General features: G+C 74.2%; 15 protein-coding genes. 10 read left to right on the top strand and 5 right to left on the bottom strand.

Annotation, left to right across the window (positions count from 1 at the left end):
* Nucleotides 1–60: 60 nt before the first annotated feature.
* Nucleotides 61–1116 carry an ATP-grasp fold amidoligase family protein gene (locus ATJ97_RS06535; RefSeq protein ID WP_098483044.1) on the bottom strand — a complete coding sequence of 352 codons (1056 nt, stop codon included), beginning with the start codon at nucleotides 1114–1116 and terminating at the stop codon, nucleotides 61–63.
* Between the two features lie 280 nt (nucleotides 1117–1396).
* On the opposite strand from ATJ97_RS06535, the gene ATJ97_RS06530 reads away from it, so the two are divergent.
* From ATJ97_RS06530 to ATJ97_RS06495, 8 genes are all read left to right on the top strand, one after another.
* A complete protein-coding gene (locus ATJ97_RS06530) occupies nucleotides 1397–2365 on the top strand; it encodes a right-handed parallel beta-helix repeat-containing protein (protein WP_170037171.1) in 969 nt (322 codons plus the stop codon).
* Between the two features lie 119 nt (nucleotides 2366–2484).
* Nucleotides 2485–3351, top strand: coding sequence for a hypothetical protein (locus ATJ97_RS06525; protein WP_211287068.1), 867 nt, complete (start codon nucleotides 2485–2487; stop codon nucleotides 3349–3351).
* Between the two features lie 26 nt (nucleotides 3352–3377).
* A complete protein-coding gene (locus ATJ97_RS06520) occupies nucleotides 3378–4958 on the top strand; it encodes an acyl-CoA ligase (AMP-forming), exosortase A system-associated (RefSeq protein WP_098485283.1) in 1581 nt (526 codons plus the stop codon).
* Nucleotides 4955–6196, top strand: coding sequence for a pyridoxal-dependent decarboxylase, exosortase A system-associated (locus ATJ97_RS06515; protein WP_098483042.1), 1242 nt, complete (start codon nucleotides 4955–4957; stop codon nucleotides 6194–6196). The genes ATJ97_RS06520 and ATJ97_RS06515 overlap by 4 nt, the downstream gene beginning before the upstream one ends.
* Nucleotides 6193–6504 carry an acyl carrier protein gene (locus ATJ97_RS06510; protein ID WP_245862208.1) on the top strand — a complete coding sequence of 104 codons (312 nt, stop codon included), beginning with the start codon at nucleotides 6193–6195 and terminating at the stop codon, nucleotides 6502–6504. Before ATJ97_RS06515 ends, ATJ97_RS06510 begins: the two co-directional genes overlap by 4 nt.
* A 335-nt stretch (nucleotides 6505–6839) precedes the next feature.
* Nucleotides 6840–7460 (top strand): 50S ribosomal protein L25/general stress protein Ctc, encoded by a 621-nt coding sequence (locus ATJ97_RS06505; RefSeq protein ID WP_245862207.1) that lies wholly within the window; start codon nucleotides 6840–6842, stop codon nucleotides 7458–7460.
* Nucleotides 7461–7559: 99 nt separating this feature from the next.
* Nucleotides 7560–8150, top strand: a complete 591-nt coding sequence (pth, locus tag ATJ97_RS06500; RefSeq protein ID WP_098483040.1) for an aminoacyl-tRNA hydrolase — start codon at nucleotides 7560–7562, stop codon at nucleotides 8148–8150.
* A 148-nt stretch (nucleotides 8151–8298) separates the two neighbouring features.
* Nucleotides 8299–11805: a LamG-like jellyroll fold domain-containing protein gene (locus tag ATJ97_RS06495; RefSeq protein ID WP_170037168.1), complete on the top strand. Its 3507-nt coding sequence runs from the start codon at nucleotides 8299–8301 to the stop codon at nucleotides 11803–11805.
* Between the two features lie 124 nt (nucleotides 11806–11929).
* Here ATJ97_RS06495 and wecC read toward each other — a convergent pair whose 3' ends face one another.
* From wecC to ATJ97_RS06480, 3 genes are read right to left on the bottom strand one after another with little or no spacing between them, the layout of a single operon-like run.
* Nucleotides 11930–13186 carry a UDP-N-acetyl-D-mannosamine dehydrogenase gene (gene wecC / locus ATJ97_RS06490; protein WP_098483038.1) on the bottom strand — a complete coding sequence of 419 codons (1257 nt, stop codon included), beginning with the start codon at nucleotides 13184–13186 and terminating at the stop codon, nucleotides 11930–11932.
* Between the two features lie 12 nt (nucleotides 13187–13198).
* On the bottom strand, nucleotides 13199–13993 hold the full coding sequence (locus tag ATJ97_RS06485) for a WecB/TagA/CpsF family glycosyltransferase (RefSeq protein ID WP_098483037.1): 795 nt from the start codon (nucleotides 13991–13993) through the stop codon (nucleotides 13199–13201).
* Nucleotides 13990–15168 carry a hypothetical protein gene (locus ATJ97_RS06480; RefSeq protein ID WP_098485281.1) on the bottom strand — a complete coding sequence of 393 codons (1179 nt, stop codon included), beginning with the start codon at nucleotides 15166–15168 and terminating at the stop codon, nucleotides 13990–13992. Before ATJ97_RS06480 ends, ATJ97_RS06485 begins: the two co-directional genes overlap by 4 nt.
* Before the next feature lie 309 nt (nucleotides 15169–15477).
* On the opposite strand from ATJ97_RS06480, the gene wecB reads away from it, so the two are divergent.
* Both wecB and ATJ97_RS06470 read left to right on the top strand, forming a co-directional pair.
* On the top strand, nucleotides 15478–16629 hold the full coding sequence (gene wecB / locus ATJ97_RS06475) for a non-hydrolyzing UDP-N-acetylglucosamine 2-epimerase (RefSeq protein ID WP_098483036.1): 1152 nt from the start codon (nucleotides 15478–15480) through the stop codon (nucleotides 16627–16629).
* 166 nt (nucleotides 16630–16795) lie between these two features.
* A complete protein-coding gene (locus ATJ97_RS06470) occupies nucleotides 16796–17242 on the top strand; it encodes an FAD synthase family protein (RefSeq protein WP_098485280.1) in 447 nt (148 codons plus the stop codon).
* 6 nt (nucleotides 17243–17248) lie between these two features.
* On the opposite strand, the gene ATJ97_RS06465 is transcribed toward ATJ97_RS06470, so the two are convergent.
* Nucleotides 17249–20089 (bottom strand): helix-turn-helix transcriptional regulator, encoded by a 2841-nt coding sequence (locus ATJ97_RS06465; RefSeq protein ID WP_098483035.1) that lies wholly within the window; start codon nucleotides 20087–20089, stop codon nucleotides 17249–17251.
* Nucleotides 20090–20143 lie beyond the last annotated feature (54 nt).

Genomic DNA, 20143 nt, shown 5'->3' with positions numbered 1-20143 from the left:
CACCGGGCAAGGCCCCCCACGGGGCAAGGCCGCCCACCGGGCGGCGCCGCCGCCCGACCCTCAGCGACCCACCAGTCCCTCGGGCAGCGGCTCGTGCGCCGGCGAGAGGAACCCGGCGCGCGCGGCCCTGACCTTCAGCCGGGCCTCGGCGTCCTCCCAGAGCTCTCCGAGAGGACGGTCCAGCCCGGAGCGGGCGACAGGATCGTTGCCCGGCTCGGGCGTGATCTCCCCGAGCACCGGGCCGTCCGCGCTGTCGAGCATGTCCACGCGCAGGTACGGGCGCGGGATGGCCGCGCTGACGCGCGCGGCCACCTCGAGGAGCTCCTCGGCGTGGAGCGGCGGAGGGATGGTGTGGTCCTGCTCGTCGTTGAAACCGTTCCCCAGGTCGGTCCAGTCCGGGCCGAACACGCGCCACCGGGCCACCGGCCTGCCGTCCGCGTACCCGTGCGACTTCGCCTCGATGAAGCCGATGCGCCCGAAGAACGTCGAGACCTTGTAGTCCGGGGGCTGGGCGCCCGGGAAGCGGGGATCCTCGATCAGCTCCTCCAGGAGGACCGCGGCGGACACCTCCTTGCGTGCGGCGAGGGACTCCAGCTCCGTGACGACGCCCTGCTCGGTCAGGTCGCGCCCCGTGACGAGGTCGAGCCAATCGCCTCCCCGGCGGGTGAGCAGAAGGACGCCGGCGCTGGACGCGCCGCGGGTCGGCTTGAGGACGAACCGGTCGGGGAGCGCGGACCAGTCGATCTCCCGCACGTGCTCGTGGACGGCGAGCAGGCGCGGGGTGCGCACGCCGAAGCTTCGGGCCCAGGCGTGCAGATCGTCCTTGCCGTCCACCTCGAACGCGGGGTCCTTCACGCCGAGCTCGCGCATGAGGCGCCGGACCCGCGCGGCCTCCCGGCTCTTGTACGTGAACGACGGCTGCCGGAGGCGCGCGGTGGTCGCGTTCCGGTACATGCCGACCGCCCGCATGCGGACCCGCTCGGCGAACCCCGGCTCGGTGGCCATGGAGGTCCGCGGCGGCGGGGCCGGCATGGAGGTCTCCGGCGGCGGAGCGGCCCCGCCCGCCTGCGAGGCGACGTCCGTTGTGCTTCCGGCCGAGCCGTCGTGAGCACCCATGCCCGCTCCTTCGTGGGCCGGCCTCCGACGGCCGGGTTGCAGGCAGGATAGGCAGGCTCACCGCGGTGCCAGGCCGTTTTGGGGACGCCGCCGCCCGGTTGTCGCGGCCCGCCCCGCCGTTCGCCCACGGGCACCTCGCGCCCGACGGCAGACTGGGGCGCACGGCCCGGCCCGTCACCGTGGCCCGCCCGGCGGCCCTCACCGTCGCGGGACGCACAACGCGAAGGAACGCTCGGCCGGCGATGCGGTGGCACCGCCGTCGTGCAGGAAGGAGCGCCAGGTGGGAGTGCTCGTCACCCGTGCCCGTGCCAGCCATGACCGCGCGGGCCGTGCCCGCCGCCGGACGCGGCGCGCCGTGCCCGCCGTGTGCGCCGCCGCCCTCGCCGCCGGGCTCGCCGCCTGCACCCCCGTCGTGAACGTCCCGATGCCCCGCCCCCCGGCCGACACCCCCGGGTCCGGGTTCTGCGAGGAGTTCCCCGCCCTCCCCGACGCCAGGCCGACGGCGGAGAACACCGGGGTCCCGGAGGGCACGAGGCTGCGGAAGTCGGGCAGCCTGGTGCTCGACATCCCCGGCGAGGTGGTCGACGCCATGGACATCACCGGCGGGGTCGTCGTCGCGGCCGACGACGTGACCATCCAGAACAGCCGGATCACCGTGACCGACTGGTACGGGATCACCTACGAGGAAGGCGTGACGGGGACGAAGATCCTCCACAACGAGATCCGCACCGACGACGGCGGCTACGTCGCGATCGCGGCGCAGGACGCGGTGGTCTGCGGCAACCACATCCACGGCTTCGAGAACGCCATCACCATGGGCGGCGGGACGGTGGTGCAGGCGAACTTCATCGAGGGGTTCCGGGGGCTGCCGGAGGCGGACGACCCCCACTTCGACGGCGTCGAGATCTACTACGGCAGCGACTCGAACCTGTGGGGCAACAACATCGTTCTGACCGACCCGGACGGGAACTGGCTCGAGGACACCGGCGCCATCAACATCACCGCCCACTGGAGCGACATCGAGAACGTCGAGATCCGTGGCAACTGGCTCGGCGGCGGCAGCTACACCCTCTACGCCACGGCCGTCGACTCCAACGTGCTGGACGACATCCGCATCGTCGACAACCGCTTCTACGGGGCGCCCCCCGGCGGCCACGCCGCGTGGGGGCCGATCACCACGGACGACGGCGACGAGGGGATCAGCCTCCTCAGCGGCAACGTCTGGGACGACACTGGCGACCCGCTCTGACGTGAGCGCGGGACGCCGCAGCGCGCGGCGGACGAGCTCCGTCGTCGTCGGGCCGGGCGGCCGGACGACGGGCCGCCGTTTCCCCACGGGCGGGCCGGTGCGCGCCGTACCTTGGCCGCATGCCGGTCGGTCCACCTGTGGAGCTGGGCCCCATCCAGGCGGCGGACGTGGCCGCGGTGGGTCGGTTCCTGCACGCCCACCTCAACCCCCGGCTGGACGCCCGCGCGTGGGCCGATGCGCTCGTGCCGCCCTGGTCCGTCAAGGACCGGCCCAACCACGGGTTCCTCCTGCGGGCGGGCGACGAGATCGTCGGGGCGTACCTCGCCTTCTACTCGGAGCGGCTCATCGAGGGCCGGACGGAACGGTTCTGCAACCTCGCGGCGTGGTGCGTCGCGGACGAGCACCGGGTGCACGGGCTGCGACTGCTGCGGGCCGCGCTGCGCCAGCAGGGGTACCACTTCACGGACCTCTCCCCGAGCGGAAACGTCGTCGAGGTCAACACCCGGCTGAAGTTCACGACGCTGGACACCACCACCGACCTCGTCCCCAACCTGCCCTGGCCGCCGTCGCGCACGGTGCGGCTGCTGACCCGGCGGGCGGACATCGAGGCCACGCTCACCGGGCGGGCCCTGCAGATCTACCGCGACCACGCCGGCGCCGCGGCGGCCCGCCACCTCGTCGTCGTCAGGGACGGCCGGCCCTGCCACGTCATCTTCCGCCGGGACCGGCGCAAGAACCTGCCGCTGTTCGCCTCGATCCTCCACGTCGGCGACCGGGAGGTCTTCCGAGACGCCGACCGGCACGTCTTCGCGCACCTGCTCACCCAGGGCGCCGCCCTGACGCTCGCCGAGCGGCGGGTCCTCGGCTACCGGCCGGCCGCCTCGGTCCCGCTGAGGAGGGCGCGGCCCAAGATGTTCCGCAGCCCGACGCTGCGCCCGGACCAGATCGACTACCTCTACAGCGAGCTCACCTGCGTGCCGTGGTGAGCACCGCAGGAGGAACGGGAGTGACGATGAGGACGAGCCTGCACGACCTGCTCCGGGAGCAGGCCGGCCGCCGGGCGGAGGCCCCGGCGGTGTCCTTCAAGGACACCACCGTCAGCTACGGCGACCTGTGGCAGCAGGTGCGCGCGGTCGCCGGCGGGCTCCTGGCCCTGGGGCTCGGGCGGGAGGACCGCGTCGCGGTCTACCTCGACAAGCGCGTCGAGACGGTCGCGGCGATCTTCGGCGCCTCGGCAGCCGGCGGTGCCTTCGTGCCGGTCAACCCGCTCCTGCGTGCGCCGCAGGTGGCCTACATCCTCGCCGACTGCGACGTTCGCGTGCTGGTCACCTCGCCCGAGCGCCTCGCGCAGCTCGAGGCCGAGCTCGCCGGCTGCGCGGCGCTGGAGCACGTCGTCCTGGTGGGGGGCGCCGACGGGGGAGCCGACGTCTCGCACGACGGCGGGCCGGGGGCGGCCTACGAGGTCCACCGGTGGAGCGACCTGCTCGGCCGGGTGGCTCCCGCGTCCGCGCCCCAGCCGATCGATCACGACGTCGCCGCGATCCTCTACACCTCCGGCAGCACCGGGCGGCCCAAGGGGGTGGTGCTGAGCCACCGCAACCTCCTCGTCGGCGCCGAGAGCGTCAGCCACTATCTCGGCAACGACTCCGGCGACGTGATCCTCTCCGCCCTGCCGCTGAGCTTCGACGCCGGCTTCAGCCAGCTCACCACGGCCTTCGCCGTCGGGGCGCACGTCGTGCTCGTCAACTACCTGCTGCCCCGCGACGTCGTCCGGGCGTGCGCGCGCCACCGCGTCACGGGCCTGACGTGCGTGCCGCCGCTGTGGATCCAGCTCGCCGAGCACGACTGGCCCGAGGAGGCCACGCGTCACCTCCGGTACTTCGCCAACACGGGCGGCCGGATGCCGCGGGTGACCCTCGACCGGCTCCGGAGCATCTTCCCGGGCGCCCGGCCGTTCCTCATGTACGGCCTCACCGAGGCGTTCCGGTCCACCTACCTCGACCCCGGCGAGGTGGACCGTCGCCCCGACTCCATCGGCCGGGCGATCCCCAACGCGGAGATCCTCGTGGTCCGGCCCGACGGCACCCGGTGCGCGCCGGGGGAGGAGGGCGAGCTCGTGCATCGCGGCGCGCTCGTCGCCCAGGGCTACTGGGGCGACCCCGAGCGCACCGCCGAGCGGTTCCGGCCCGCCCCGGGGCGCCCGCCGGGCTCCCGCGAGGTCGCCGTCTGGTCGGGGGACACGGTCGTGGCCGACGAGGAGGGCTTCCTCTACTTCGTCGGGCGGCGCGACGAGATGATCAAGACGAGCGGCTACCGGGTCAGCCCCGCCGAGGTGGAGGAGGTCGCCTACGCCACCGGCATGGTCCGCGACGCCGTCGCCCTCGGGGTCGAGGACGCGCGGCTGGGCCAGAAGATCGTCCTGGTCGCCACCCCCACGGGCTCGAACGGGCTCACGGAGGCGTCGCTCCTCGAGGTGCTGCGGCGGCGGCTGCCGCTGTACATGGTCCCGTCGCAGGTGCTCGTCCGGCCCGAGATCCCCCGGTCGCCCAACGGCAAGTTCGACCGCAACCTGCTGCGCGAGGAGCTGGCATGAGCGCCCCCACCGTCACCTATCGCGAGACCGTCGCCGCGTTCGGCACCGCCGGCGGGCAGCTCACCGTCGGCGGCGTCCCCGTCGAGCGGCTCGCCCAGCGGGTCGGCGCCACCCCGTTCTTCGCCTACGACCGCGCCCTCATCACCCGGCGGGTCCAGCTGCTGCGCGAGAACCTGCCGCAGCAGGTCCAGCTCAGCTACGCCGTCAAGGCCAACCCGATGCCCGCCGTCGTCCAGCACCTGGCCACGCTGGTGGACTCGCTCGACGTCGCGTCCGCGCTCGAGATGGGCACCGCCCTGGACACACCGATGCCGCCGTCGCGCGTGAGCTTCGCCGGCCCGGGCAAGACGGAGGCGGAGATCCTCCAGGCCGTCGCGGCGGGCGTCACCCTCGAGATGGAGTCCGCCACCGAGGCGCGCCGGGTGGTCCGGGCGGGGGAGCGGCTCGGCGTCCGGCCACGGGCGGCGATCCGGGTGAACCCCGACTTCCAGATCAAGGGCTCGGGCATGCGCATGGGCGGCGGGCCCCAGCAGTTCGGCGTCGACGTCGAGCAGGTGCCCGCGCTCCTCGCCGAGCTCGCGGCCGCGGACGTCGAGCTGCTCGGCTTCCACGTCTTCGCCGGCTCCCAGAACCTCAGTGCCGAAATCCTCGCCGAGGCGCAGCGCCGCACCGTCGACCTCGTCCTCTCCCTGGCCGGGCGCACACCCTGGCCCGTGCGCTACGTCAACCTCGGCGGGGGGTTCGGCATCCCGTACTTCGACAAGGACTCCCCGCTCGACCTGCCCGCCGTCGGGGCGAACCTCGCCGACCTGATGACCGAGCGCCTGGAGCCGAACCTGCCGGACGCGCGCGTCGTTCTCGAGCTCGGCCGCTACCTCGTCGGTGAGGCCGGGGTGTACGTCACCCGCGTCGTGGACCGGAAGGTCTCGCGTGGACGGACCTACCTCGTCGTCGACGGCGGCCTGCACCACCAGCTCGCCGCGTCGGGGAACTTCGGGCAGGTGATCCGCCGCAACTACCCCCTCGCCGTCGCCAACCGCATGGACGAGGCGCCGGGGGAGGAGGTCACCGTGGTCGGCTGCCTGTGCACGCCGCTGGACCTGCTCGGGGACAAGGTGCTCCTGCCACCCGCGGAGGTCGGCGACCTCGTCGCGATCTTCCAGGCAGGCGCGTACGGCCTGACCGCCAGCCCGACCGCCTTCCTCGGCCACCCCCACCCGGCAGAGGTGCTCGTATGACCCCGCAGAAGGAGAACGCCATGACCACCGACGACCAGCGCGCCACCACCGCCGTCAGCGACGACACCCTCGACGGCGTCGTCGCCGTGCTCGTCGAGACCCTCGGCATCGAGGACCGCGCGGCCTCCATCGACGCCACCACCCCGCTCTTCGGGAGCATGCCGGAGCTGGACTCCCTGGCGGTGCTCTCGCTCGTGACCAGCCTCGAGGACCGCTTCGGCTTCGAGCTCGACGACGAAGACTTCAGCGGCGAGATCTTCGAGACCGTCGGCACCCTCGCCGCGTTCGTCGAGCAGCAGCGTGCCTGACCCGGCGCGTGGCGCTCGTCACCCGGTTCCGCGCCGGCTCCCGCGCGGAACCGGGGGAAAGTCCCCCGGCGACGTGACGACGGCGGTCCCTGGGGCGCCGTCGTCCGGGCGGGACGAGACCCCGCGAGTTACGGCAGCGCTCCGGACCCGTTAGGATGGGCAGGTTGCCTCGGCGAGGGACGCCGGACGGGCTTGCGGCCCACCCGGGCGATGCACGTGACGTGCACGCCTCCGGATCCGTGATCGACGCGGTGGCGCCTCGTCGCGCCGTCCGTACGGTGTCCCACGCTGAGGCCCCACCGCCCACTGAGAAGCACCGTCCAAGGAGAAACCCCGTGGCCGACACCGCCAAGCTGACCGCAACCCCCCGCACCGAGTTCGGCAAGGGCGCGGCCCGCCGCACCCGCCGCGCCGGCCTCATCCCCGCCGTCCTGTACGGGCACGGCGCCGAGCCGCAGCACCTCGCGCTGCCCTCCCACGACACCTTCCTCGCCGTCAAGGACCACGCCAACGCGCTGGTGACCCTCGACATCGACGGCAAGGAGCAGACCGCGCTCGTCAAGGACATCCAGCGCGACCCGGTCAAGCGCCACATCGAGCACCTCGACCTGGTCATCGTGCGCGCCGGCGAGAAGGTCACCGTCGAGGTCCCCGTGCACGTCGACGGCGAGTCTGCCCCCGGCACGATCCACCAGGTCGAGCTCATGACCCTCACGGTCACCGTGCCGGCCACCCGCATCCCGGAGGCCGTCACGGTCCCGATCGAGGGCCTGGAGGACGGCGCGATCGTCCGCGTCGCCGACATCCCGCGCCCGGAGGACGCCGCCATCGAGGACGACCCCGAGTCCGTCGTCGTGGTCATCTCCGTGCCGCGCGCGAGCGCCGAGGACCTCGAGGCCGACGAGGCCGCCGCGGAGGCCGGTGCCGCCGCGGGCGCCGAGCCGTCCGAGGCCTGATCCACCCGGTCCGTACCACCGTCGCGCCCAGGCCACGCCTGGGCGCGACGTGCATGTGGGGCCGTCGCGCTGCCGCGGGGCCCTCGAAGGAGGAGCAGCATGGGGCCGTGGCTCGTCGTCGGGCTGGGCAACCCCGGTCAGCAGTACGCCGGCAACCGCCACAACGTGGGCCAGATGGTCCTCGACGTGCTCGCCGGCCGGATGAACGGGTCCTTCACCAGTCACAAGGCCCGCGCCCAGGTGCTTGACGGCCGGCTCGGCATCGCGCCGGGCGGCGCACCCGGCCCGCGTGCCATCCTCGCCAAGCCCGCCTCGTACATGAACGTCTCCGGCGGACCTGTCGGAGCCCTGGCGAAGTTCTACGACGTGCCGCCCGAGCGCCTCCTCGTCGTCCACGACGAGCTCGACCTGCCGGCGGACACGCTGCGGCTCAAGCTCGGCGGGGGCGAGGGCGGCCACAACGGCCTGAAGTCCATCTCCTCCGCGCTCGGCACCAAGAACTACCTGCGGCTGCGGGTCGGCATCGGGCGCCCGCCCGGCCGCATGGACCCCGCGGACTACGTGCTGCGCGACTTCTCCGCCGTCGAGCGTCCCGGCCTGGCCGTGACGCTCGAGGAGGCCGCGGACGCGGTCGAGGAGGTCGTCCAGCTCGGGCTGGAGAAGGCGCAGCAGCGCCTCCACACCGCCTGAGGGGGCCACCCCTCACTCACCCCGGGCCCTGGCCCGGCTTCACCCGCCACCTCTCCCGCGGGGGCCACCTCGCCGCCGGACACTCGTTCGCGCGGCAGTGGGCCGCGTGCGCCCCGGCGGCGTCGGGGCCCGGCGGGAGGAGCGGTCCATGGTGCGACGAGGACGACGGCGGCACGGGCCACCCAGCATCGACGTCGCCGGACGGGCCGCTCTGGCGGCGCTCGCCGCGCTCGCCCTCGCGCTCGGCGTGGCCCAGCCCGCCGGCGCCGGGACCGCCGACCCGACGGCGGAGCCCACGGCCTCGTCGACGGCGGAGCCCACGACGGCACCTCCGCCGGCGGAGCCCGCGAGGGCCCCACAGACGGCCGCGACCACGCCGTCGGCACAGGCCGGTGCGGCGGCGCCGGCGGCACCGTCGACGGAAGGTCCTGCCCCCACGCCGTCGGCACCGGCCGGACCGGCAGTGCTGGCGGCCGGTGCCCCGACCGTGGCCGGCTCGGGGACCGGCGCCGCCGTCGCGCTCGAGGGAGAGTCCGGGACCGTGGTGGCCCCCAACTTCTCGCCGACGACCGGTCCCGAGGCGCCGGACGACGTCGTCCCGGAGCTGTGGTGGCGCTGGACGGCGCCGTCCACCGGCCCGTACCGCTTCCACACCCACGGCAGCGAGCTCGACACCGTGCTGACCGTCTTCACCGGAAAGGTGGGCGCGCGCGGCGGGACCGACGGTCTGACGCAGCTGCGCACCGACGACGACGCAGGCAGCGTCGTCACCTCCGAGGTCACATTCCCGGCGAAGGCCGGCGAGGCGTACCTCATCCGTGTGGCGGCCAAGCGAGGGGACGCCGGCCTCGTCACGCTCGGCTGGACGGCGCAGGCGCCCACCCCGTCAGGCCCGCAGCCCCGCACGGCCGGGCCCTCCGCAACGTCGGCGGAGCCCAGCGATCCCGCATCGACCATCCTCGGGCCGTCGGCCCTCGCCGGGCCGACCGCAGCGGCGCTCGGCGTCGAGGGCGGCTTCCCGATCTCGGTGAACACCGGCGAGAAGCCGCAGTCGAAGATCTGGCGCCACGACGGCACGTGGTGGGCGGTGCTCGCCTCGACCGACATCTCCCCGGCCGGCACCTGGCTCTGGCGCCACGACGCCGGCGGGTGGACGAACGTCCTGCGCCTCACCTCCGACGCGACCCTGCGCGCGGACACCAGGCGCGTCGGCGACGTCACCCACATCCTGCTGCACGGACCCTCGCCCGTCCTCGTCTCGGTGGAGTACGACGCCGCCGCGAAGACGTACAAACCGTGGAGCAAGCGGCCCACCGCGACGCCCGTGGCGCTGTCCGGCAGCGAGACCGCGACCATCGACATCGACTCGACGGGGCGGATGTGGCTGGCGTCCGACAGCCAGACCAGCGTGGAGGTGCGCTACGCGGACGCGCCGTACACCTCCTTCTCCTCCCGCGTCGTGCTGGCGTCCGACATCACCGAGGACGACATCGCGGTCGTCACCGCGATGCCGGGCGGACGGGTCGGCGTCCTGTGGTCGAACCAGGCGACCCGGCGGTTCGGCTTCCGCACGCACGCCGACGGCACCGCACCGTCCACCTGGACGAGCGACGAGGTGCCCGCGGGTCAGTCCGCCCGCAACCTCGGTGGCGGCATGGCCGACGACCACCTCAACGTCGCCGTCGCGAGCGACGGGACGCTCTACGCGGCGGTGAAAACGTCGTACGAGACACCGGGGGAGCCGGTCATCGGCCTGCTCGTGCGGCGGCCGAACGGCACCTGGGACGGGCTCCGCGAGATCGACGACATCGGGACCCGGGGCATCGTCCAGCTCGACGAGTCGACCGGGACCCTCCGCGTCATCTACACGCAGAGCACCAACTTCGACAACATCCTCATGAAGTCGGCCTCGACGAAGGACCTGGCGTTCCCCGCCTCGGCCACCACCGTGATGGCCGGCAACTTCAACAACGTCACCAGCACCAAGGAGAACGCCAGCGGGTCGCTGATGATCATGGCCTCGTCGGTGACGAAGGCCTGGTCCACCGTGCTCGGCAGCGACCCCGGGCCGGCGCCCGAGCCCGACCCGCAGCCCGATCCCGCCCCGGCGCCCGGTGAGGTGCGGGGGCAGTGGTTGCTGGACGAGGGGTCGGGGACGGTGGTGGCGGACTCGTCGGGTCTGGGGAACGACGGGACGGTGCAGGGGACGGTGGCGTGGGGGCCGGGCCGGTCGGGGTCGTCGTTGGTGCTGGACGGTTCGGGCGGGTACGTGCAGGTGCCGGACGCGGACTCGTTGGACGTATCGGCGGCGATGACGGTGGCGGCGTGGGTGCGGCCGCAGGTGCTGGCGACGCAGTACGTGGTGAAGAAGGCCGTGGTGGGCTCGCGGGACGGGTTCGAGCTGTCGATGTCGAGCACGGGGCGGGCGTTCTTCCGGGTCAACGAGGTGACGTCGGGGGACAGGTTCCGGGTGAGTGCGTCGTCGGCGCACGCGTTGGGGTCGTGGGTGCACCTGGCGGGGACGTACGACGGGACGACGATGCGGTTCTACGTCGACGGGGTGCTGCAGGGGTCGGTGGCGGGTCCGGCGGCGGTGGCCACGAACGCGCTGGGCCTGGGGATCGGTGCGGAGCCGGGCGGGAACCGTAAGTTCCGCGGCGGGATCGACGAGGTCCGACTGTACGACCGCGCCCTGAGCCCCCAGGAGATCACCGCCCTCATGTCTGCGCCCGCACCGGACCCGCAGCCCGCGGCACCGGTGGTGGTGGACGGCTCCGTGAGCACCACCGCCGGCACGGCGGTCGACGGGACGCTCAAGGTCGGCTCGAGCTCCGGCGGTCCGCTGCAGTTCGAGATCGTGACACCTCCGCACCTCGGCACGGTGACGCTGACCGACGCGGCCAGGGGAACGTTCCGCTACGTCCCGGCCGCCGGCGCGGTCGGGCAGGACTCCTTCACGTTCCGGGTCCGGGACGGCCAGCTGTGGTCCGAGCCCGGAACCATGACCGTGACGATCACGGCCCCGGCGCCCGCGCCGTCCGGGGTGCGGGGGCAGTGGTTGCTGGACGAGGGGTCGGGGACGGTGGTGGCGGACTCGTCGGGTCTGGGGAACGACGGGACGGTGCAGGGGACGGTGGCGTGGGGGCCGGGCCGGTCGGGGTCGTCGTTGGTGCTGGACGGTTCGGGCGGGTACGTGCAGGTGCCGGACGCGGACTCGTTGGACGTATCGGCGGCGATGACGGTGGCGGCGTGGGTGCGGCCGCAGGTGCTGGCGACGCAGTACGTGGTGAAGAAGGCCGTGGTGGGGTCGCGGGACGGGTTCGAGCTGTCGATGTCGAGCACGGGGCGGGCGTTCTTCCGGGTCAACGAGGTGACGTCGGGGGACAGGTTCCGGGTGAGTGCGTCGTCGGCGCACGCGTTGGGGTCGTGGGTGCACCTGGCGGGGACGTACGACGGGACGACGATGCGGTTCTACGTCGACGGGGTGCTGCAGGGTTCCGTGGCGGGTCCGGCGGCGGTGGCGACGAACGCGCTGGGGCTGGGGATCGGTGCGGAGCCGGGCGGGAACCGTAAGTTCCGCGGCGGGATCGACGAGGTCCGACTGTACGACCGCGCCCTGAGCGCCCAGGAGATCGCGGGCCTGGCAGGCAGGTAAGAAGAGACAGAAGAAAGCGCAGCACGCAGAGGGGAGCCGCACGCTCGGCGTGCGGCTCCCTTGCTGTGCGGGCGGGCTACCTTTCCGGTGCGGCCGTCGCAGGAGCCCGGCCAGCTGACAGGACTCAGCGCCAGATGCCCCGCGTGTCGTAGACGACCTTGCCGGCCAGCAGCGACCGGTTGAGGCTGCGGAACTGGTCGTGGTCCACCAGCACCACGACGATGTCCGACCTCTCCACGGCGCTGGCGGTGCGCTGCAGCGAGACGTTCGAGCGCTGGGCGAGCTTCTCCGGCAGCGAGTTGACGTAGGGCTCCGCCACGGCGATCTCGACCTCGGGGAGCGTGTCGGAGAGGGTCTCGATGACCTCGACGGCCGGGCTCTCGCGCAGGTCGTCGATGTTCGCCTTGTACGCCATCCCCAGGCACGCGATCGTCGGGTCGCGGAAGCGCGCCGCGGTGTTGACCACCTGCTGGGCGACGTGGTGCGGCTTGCCGTCGTTGATCTCCCGGGCGGCCCGGATGAGCCGGGAGGTCCCCGGCGCCGAGCCGACGATGAACCACGGGTCGACCGCGATGCAGTGCCCGCCGACGCCCGGCCCCGGGGTGAGGATGTTGACCCGGGGGTGGCGGTTGGCCAGCCGGATCACCTCCCACACGTCCAGGTGGAGCTCGTCGCTGATCACCGACAGCTCGTTCGCGAAGGCGATGTTGACGTCCCGGTAGGCGTTCTCGACCAGCTTGGCCATCTCCGCGCTGGACGCGTCGCTGAGCAGCAGCTCGCCCTGGCAGAACACGCGGTAGATCTCGGCCGCCCGCTCCGCGCACCGGCGCGTGATGCCGCCGACGACGCGGTCGTTGGTGACCATCTCGATCATGATCCGCCCGGGCAGCACCCGCTCCGGGCCGTGCGCCACGTGCACGTCCGGCACGCCCTGGATCTCGTGCGGCAGCGTGAGGTCGGGGCGCAGCTCCGCGAGCCACTCGCTCACCCGCGCCGTCGTCCCGGGGGGCGACGTCGACTCCAGCACCACGACCTCCCCGCCTCGCAGCCTCGGCGCGATCTGCTCCACCGCCATGCGGACGAAGCTGAGGTCGGCGGTGTGGTCCGGGTTGAACGGCGTGGGGACGGCGATGACGTACGCGTCGGCCTCGGGCGTCTCCGTCGTGGCCGTCAGCTTGCCCATGGCGACGGCACCGCTGACGGCGGTGGCCAGGTCCGGCTCGACGAAAGGCAGCCGGCCCTGCGCGACGGCCTCGACGGTGGCCGGGTTGACGTCCACGCCGACCACGTCGACACCGCGCGTCGCCAGCACGACGGCGGTCGGCAGTCCGATGTAGCCCAGGCCCAGGACGGCCACGCGGCCGTCGAAACGGTGGTTCATGGAAGGCTCGTCTCAGGAGGAACGGACGGCGCGCTGGAGCGGCGCCGCGGGACGGATCAGCTCGCGCAGGAGGAGCAGCAGGAACCCGGTGTTGGTCCGCAGGTACCGGCGCCACATCCGGCGCGGCTCCTGCAGGAGCCGGTACGCCCACTCCAGGCCCAGCCGCTGCCAGCGCTCCGGCGCCCGACGGGTGATCCCGGCCAGGACGTCGAACGACCCGCCGACGCCGTGCAGCACCGGGACCCCGAGGGTCGAGCCGTGCGAGGCCAGGAAGATCTCCTTCTTCGGCGAAACCATGCCGAGGAAGAGCATGTCGGCACCGGAGTCGCGGATCTCCCTGGCGACGTCGGCGGCCTCGTCGTCGGAGAAGTAGCCGTCCCGGGCGCCGGCGATCCGCAGGTTCGGGTACCGCTCCTCCAGGTTGCCGAGCAGACGGTCGAGGACCTCGCGCCGGGCGCCGAGGAGGTAGACGCTGTAGCTCTGCTGCTCCGCCAGCTCGAGGAGGGCGACGAAGAGGTCGATGCCGGCCACGCGCTCCGGCAGGGGAGAGCCGAGCAGGTGGCTCGCCCACACCACCGACTGGCCGTCGGCGAGGAGGAGGTCGCAGTCGAGCAGCGAGTCGCGCAGCAGCGGGTCGCGGCGCAGGTTCACCACCTTCGCGGCGTTCAGCACGCCGATGAGCAGCCTGCGCCGCTCGCTGAGCGCGTTGGAGCACTCGGCGACGACGTCGGCGCGGGTGGCCGCGTCCAGGGGCAGGCCGAAGAGGAGGCGGGTGGAGGCGGAGGTCGCCCGCACGAGGTCGGTCATGATCGGTCCTCCGTGACGGCAGGTCGGACGTCCGCGCCGGACCGGTCGACGTCGTCGGCCGGCCAGGCGTAGAGGAGCCACCCGAGCTCGTACGGGCGGCACTCGTGGTCCACCCGGGTCGGGGGCAGCAGCCGGTCCAGCCCCGGGAGGTGCAGGCCGGTGCGCAGCGACGTCGTCACGGCCGAGAGGCGGCGGGCGGCCTTGGCGGGCTCGCGCCGGTAGACCTTGCGCCACACGACGGCGAGGTCCTCGGCGACGAGGTCCTCGACGACCTCGGGATGGGTGCGCAGCCAGGACAGACCGAGTGCCACCTCGGTCATGTGGTCCTCCCCGCCGGCGCCGCGCAGCTCGATGAGGGCCATGGGCCCCATCGCGTGCTGGTGGACGCTGTAGACGGGGAAGCCCTCCACCACGGAGCCGTCGCGGACGTCGTAGTGCCACCACCACTGGCCGGCCGGTCCCTGGAGCTCGCAGATGCGGCGGGCGCACCGGTTGGCGGCCGCGAGCGCCTCGGCGTCGTCGCGAGCGGTCGCGAGCCGGGCGAGTGCCTGGACCGGGTACACCTGGTCGGCGAAACAGCCCACGTGCGCACGCCAGCGCCCCTGCGCGGAGGCCGGCAGGACGTGCGGGAAGATCCCCTGGTCGCCCTGCGCGGCGAGCAGCCGGGCGCGGACGGCGGAGACGATGCGCCCCGACGCGGCGGCGCCCGGGGCGGCGAGGGCCGCCGTGAGCATCCACGACGCCTGGACGGTGGGGACCGGCGTCCCCCTGCCCAGGAGGTCCGCCAGCCGGTCGAGCAGCGCCTCGTCCGGGGTGCCGGTGACCTCGGCGACCGCCCAGGCCGCGAGGGCGACCGCGCCGGGGTCGCGGTGGTCCAGCGCCTGCGCGGCGACGACGGAGGTGAGGTCGCGGGCGGTGCGCCCGCCCAGCGCCTCCCGCTGCTCCGCCGGCCGCAGCCGCGACGTCCCCAGCGCGACGATCGCCGAGTAACGCAGGTTCGTGCCCTCCTGGCGCAGCACGGGGCCGTCCGGGGACGGCAGCCCCCGCATCGTCTGCACGAAGCTCTGCGCGTCCTCGTCCCACATCCGGGGCAGGCCGCGCACGGCGAGCTCCGTCAGCTGGGCCACGCTGGCTCGTGCGCGACGGGTCGTGACGGTCAGGTGCGGGGCGGTCATCGAGTGTCCCTCCATCTCCCGCTCGGCGGCGGGCGTCCACGGGGCGACCCGGCGCTGCGCTTTCCAGGCCCGGTGTGCGTCGAAACTATTGAGCCGGGGTCGGCCGGGGTCCGTTTCACGGCATGAACCGGTGGGACGGGGGAGGGTGGGACGGGGGTGATGGGGCGGCCGCGGAGGGCGGCCGCGGAGGGCGGCCGGGGACGGCGGGCCGTAGACCGCCCGGGGAGGGCGCCCCGTTCGGCCGTGCGTCGGCCGGATCGGTGCCACGATGCAGCCACCCGGGGGCCGGAGAAACGTAAGGGCAGGCCCATGTTCAGAGTGATGGTCGTCTACGGAACCCGACCCGAAGCGATCAAGATGGCGCCGGTGGTCACGGCGCTGGGGCGCACCGAGCAGCTCACCCCGATCGTGACGGTCACCGGGCAGCACCGGCAGATGCTGGACCAGGTGAACGCGCTGTTCGGGATCGTCCCCGACCACGACCTCGCGATCCTGAGGGACAGGCAGTCGCTCGGCGGCATCACCGTGCGCGCGCTCGAGGGGCTCGGGGCGGTGATGCAGCAGGAGGAGCCGGACGCCGTCGTCGTCCAGGGCGACACCACCACCAGCTTCGTCGCGGCCCTGGCGGCGTTCTACCAGCATGTCCCCGTCTTCCACGTGGAGGCCGGGCTGCGCACCGGGGACCGCTACAACCCCTTCCCGGAGGAGATCAACCGGCGGCTGACCACCCAGATCACCTCCGTGCACCTCGCGCCGACGCCGACCAGCCGGGACAACCTGCTGGCCGAGGGGGTCGATCCGGCAGCGGTGCTCGTCACCGGCAACACCGTCATCGACGCCCTGCTCGACGTGGTCGCCCGGGAGCTCACGACGTCGCACCCGGCGCTGGCCGGGCTCGCCGGCCGGCGGACGGTGCTCGTCACCAGCCACCGGCGTGAGTCCTGGGGGGCGCCGATGGCGAGGACGGCGGCGGCCCTGGCGCGGCTGGCGCGGGGCTTCCCGGACGTCGCCTTCCTCCTGCCGGCCCATCTCAACCCGGTGGTGCGCGAGACGCTCCTGCCGCCGCTCGCCGGGCTGCCCAACGTCGTCGTCACGGAGCCGCTGGACTACGCGGATTTCGCGTACGCGATGCAGGCGTCCACCGTGGTCCTCACCGACTCCGGCGGGGTGCAGGAGGAGGCGCCCAGCCTCGGCAAGCCGGTGCTCGTGATGCGCGAGACGACGGAGCGGCCCGAGGCGGTCGAGGCCGGCACCGTGCGGCTGGTCGGCACGGACGAGGACGTCATCGTCGAGGCCGTGACCACCCTGCTGACCGACCGCGTCGCCTACGAGGAGATGTCACGGGCGGTGAACCCCTACGGGGACGGCCGGGCCGCCGGCCGGGTGGCGGGCGCCGTCGGCCACTACTTCGGCGTGGCGGAGAGGCCGGTCGAGTTCCTCCCGGTGCCGGCGGCTCTCTGAGCGGCGCGGGGCGCGACGCACGACCGGCCCGGCGCCGGGTCCGCAACGTCCCCGCACGGGTTCCGCACACGAGCGCATCGCGCCGCGGGAGGCCGCCCGGCGGCGAAGGATGTCCTGCAGGAGCGGGGCCGTGAGCGGCCCGGCGGTTCTCCAGGAGGAGCGGTCGATGGGTGAAGAGAGCCTCGGCGACGTCGGCTACGTGCCCGGTGGGTTCGACATGTTCCACATCGGGCACCTCAACATCCTGCGGGCCGCCCGGGCACGGTGCCGCAGGCTCGTCGTCGGCGTGACCACCGACGAGGCGCTGACGGCGATGAAGGGCCGGGACCCGGTGGTCCCCCATCCCGAGCGGATGGAGATCGTGGCCAGCCTGCGGTTCGTCGACGCCGTCGTGCCCGACGTGGACCAGGACAAGCGGGTGGCCTGGCGCGCCGTCCGCTTCGACGTGCTCTTCAAGGGCACCGACTGGCTGGGCACCGCCAAGGGGGAACGGCTGGAGGCCGAGATGCGGGAGGTCGGGGCCAGGGTCGTGTACCTGCCCTACACCCCCACCACGTCGTCGACGATGCTGCGCGCCTTCCTGGCGGCGGAGGTGGCGGCCGCGACCGGGTAGGCGCAGCTAGGGCACCGGCTCCTCCGCGGCAAGAGCCCCCAGCGCCCGCAGCTCCCGCCGCGAGCGCAGGCCAAGCTTGCGGTAGACGTGGGTCAGCCGCAGCTCGACCGTCCGGACGGAGATGTACAGGGCGCCGGCGACCTCCTTGTTGGAGGAACCGCGGTGCACCAGGCGCGCGACCGCCAGCTCGTCCGGCGTCAGCCTTCGCAGGTCCGTCGCCGATCCCGCCTGACGCTGGAGCATGGCGAGCCGGCGGTCCGGTGCCGCCGCGCGGGCGTCCGCCCCGCACTCCCGGTACAGCTGGCCGGCCCGCCGCAGCAGCTGCGAACGGTACGTGTCGCGCTCGGCGGGCAGACCGGGTGACGACCGGGCCTGGCGGGCGTACTGCTCCGGCGTCAGGGCGGCGACGCGGTCGGCGGAGAGCTCAAGGAGCTGCGCCTCGTGAACAGCGGGCACCGTGGTGCGCGCCGTGCGGACCGTCGTCGCGACGGTCTCCACGACCGCCTCGGCCGGGGCCCGCACCAGGGCCACGGCGAGGGAGAGGGCGACGGTGCCCCCGGACCCGGACCCGGACCCGGACCCGGACCCGGACCCGGACCCGGACTCGACCTCGTCGGGGTCCGCCGCCGGCCACTGGCCCAGCCACCGGAGGTGGACCAGATCCAGAGCCGTCGACGGCGAGACGAGGCCGAAACCTGCGGCCACCGCCCGCGAGTAGTGGTCCACCGCCCCGGCAACGTCCCCGTCGAGGTGCGCGCGCAGGCCGAGGGTCTCGTGGAGCGCCGCGGTCCGGAGCGGCACGTCTTGGGGCCCCTGCAGCTCGGAGAAGTCCTCCAGCCAGCTCTCCGCCTCGCTCCGGCGGCCCCGCAGGAAGGAGACCTGTGCCAGCAGGGCGGTCCCGGCCGCCGGCACGTGCAGCGGAAGCCCCTCCCCGACGGCGGAGGCGGCGACCTCGTCCGCGCGGCGGTACTCGCCTACCGCGAGGTGGAAGCGCACGGACAGCGTCGCCAGCTGCGCCCGGAGCAGCGGCGCCGGGAACCGCTGCAGGCGCGCGCGCAGGTCGGGCATCGCTGCGCGGGCCCGGTCCCAGGAGCGGCTGCGGACCAGCTGCGCGAGCTCCTGCAGCTCGAGATGCCACCCGGTGACGTCCAGGGCGGAGCGCCCGACGGCGAACGCGGCCAGGGCGTCGCGGCGGCCCGGGGCGGGCGGGCGCCCCTCCACCATGGCGCGCGCGAGGCCCAGCTCGGCGGCGAGCTCGGCGTCAGGGGCGGCCCCGTCGGCGAGCTGCGCCTCCGCGTGGTGGAGGTACCGGTGCGCGGCGGACAGGTCCCCCTGCTCGGCGCACAGGCGGGCGGCCAGCGCGGCGAGCGAGACGGCGTCCCGGGACCTCTCCGCCCCGAGCCGCGACAGGCACGAGTCGACGAGGTGGTGCGGGACGGTCCGGTCCCGGTGGTTCGCAGCGATCAGGAGCTGGGGGAACAGCTCGGCCGGCAGGCCGGGCGCCTCCCCGACGGCGCTGCCGAGCAGGCTGACGGCACGTCCCGCGTGCCCGCGGTACAGGGCTGCCCCGCCACCGAGCAGGAGCAGGTCCACCGGCGGCGTGGCCGGGGCCACCGCCCCGGCCACCTCCTCGACGAGCGAGCTCACCGCCGCGAAGCTGCCGCGGTCCAGGAGGGCGCGGGCGGCCGCGGCGAGCGCGGCCAGCTCGTCCGCGGACACGGGCCTCCCGGCTCGGAGGACCTCCCGATGGCGTTCGAACGAGTCCACGGGCAGACGGTCGGCGAGGGTGCGCCGCGCAGCGTCGAGCTCGTCCGGGCGGCTCAGCGCGCACGCGGCGGACAGCAGGCGCGGGTCCCTCGAGGTGACACGGCCGTGCTCCGCACGCAGGGCGGGCGCGCCGTCGGGTCCCGCCACGTCGGCGATCGACGCCCCGGCAGCCTGCTCGATCGCGCCACGCCCAGCGGTGACCGCGACGGCGGTGCACAGCACCGCCGTCCGCGCGCGCGGTGCCAGCGACTCCCACCAGCGCCGGTAGGTCGCCGTCGTGACGGTCGTGCCGGGGAGCGGGTCGGGCAGCGGGTCCAGACCCGCCAGCTGGTCGGGCGCCAGCCGGGCGCACACCTCGAGGAGGTCGCCCGGGACGCCCCCGGTGCCCTGGCCGAGCGCCGCCGCCACCGACCACGGGACCCGGCCGCCCGTGGCCTCCCGCACGAGGGCGACGGCGTCGGCGGTGGTCAGGGGCGGGAGGCGGCGCACCCACAGCGGGCCCACGGGGCTGTCCTCGTACCGGCTGCGCGGGAGCACGTGACTGGTGGCCACCACCAGGACCGGCACGGCCGCGATCCCGGCCGCCAGCGAGGTGAGGGCGGCGAAGACCGAGCGGTCCGCCACCGGCACGTCGTCGACCGTGACCAGGAGGGGGCGTTCGGCGCCGAGCGCGCCGAGCGCCTCGACGGCGCCGCGGAGGAGGTCGGGGTCGTCGAGGAAGGGCAGACCGGCATCACCGGGTGCCTCGGCGGTCGAGGCGGCCGCAGCGGCTGCGGCAGCCACTCCGGCGGCACGCCGGACGGACTCCGCGCCACCTCCCGAGGCGACGGCAGCCAGTGCGGCGGCGTCGCCGTCGAGCAGCCCGCTGGGCACGTGCACGGCGCGGACGTCCGCCACCGCCTCGCCGACCCGGGCGATCGCCTCGTGCAGCAGGGTCGTCAGGCCGATGCCGGGAGGGCCGGCCAGGACGACGACGCCGCCCCGGCCGGTGGCAAGACGTTCGACCATGTCGTCGATCCGGTCGAGCTCCTCCGACCGTCCGACGACGCGCGGCGCGGCACGGGCGCGGTCGTCGAGCACCTTCGACAGCGTACTGAGACCACCCTCGCGGCATGCCGGTTCGGGGCCCGTGCC

The sequence above is a fragment of the Georgenia soli genome (genome assembly GCF_002563695.1).
GTDB lineage: Bacteria > Actinomycetota > Actinomycetes > Actinomycetales > Actinomycetaceae > Georgenia > Georgenia soli.
This window is presented reverse-complemented; position numbering and strand designations above follow the sequence as displayed.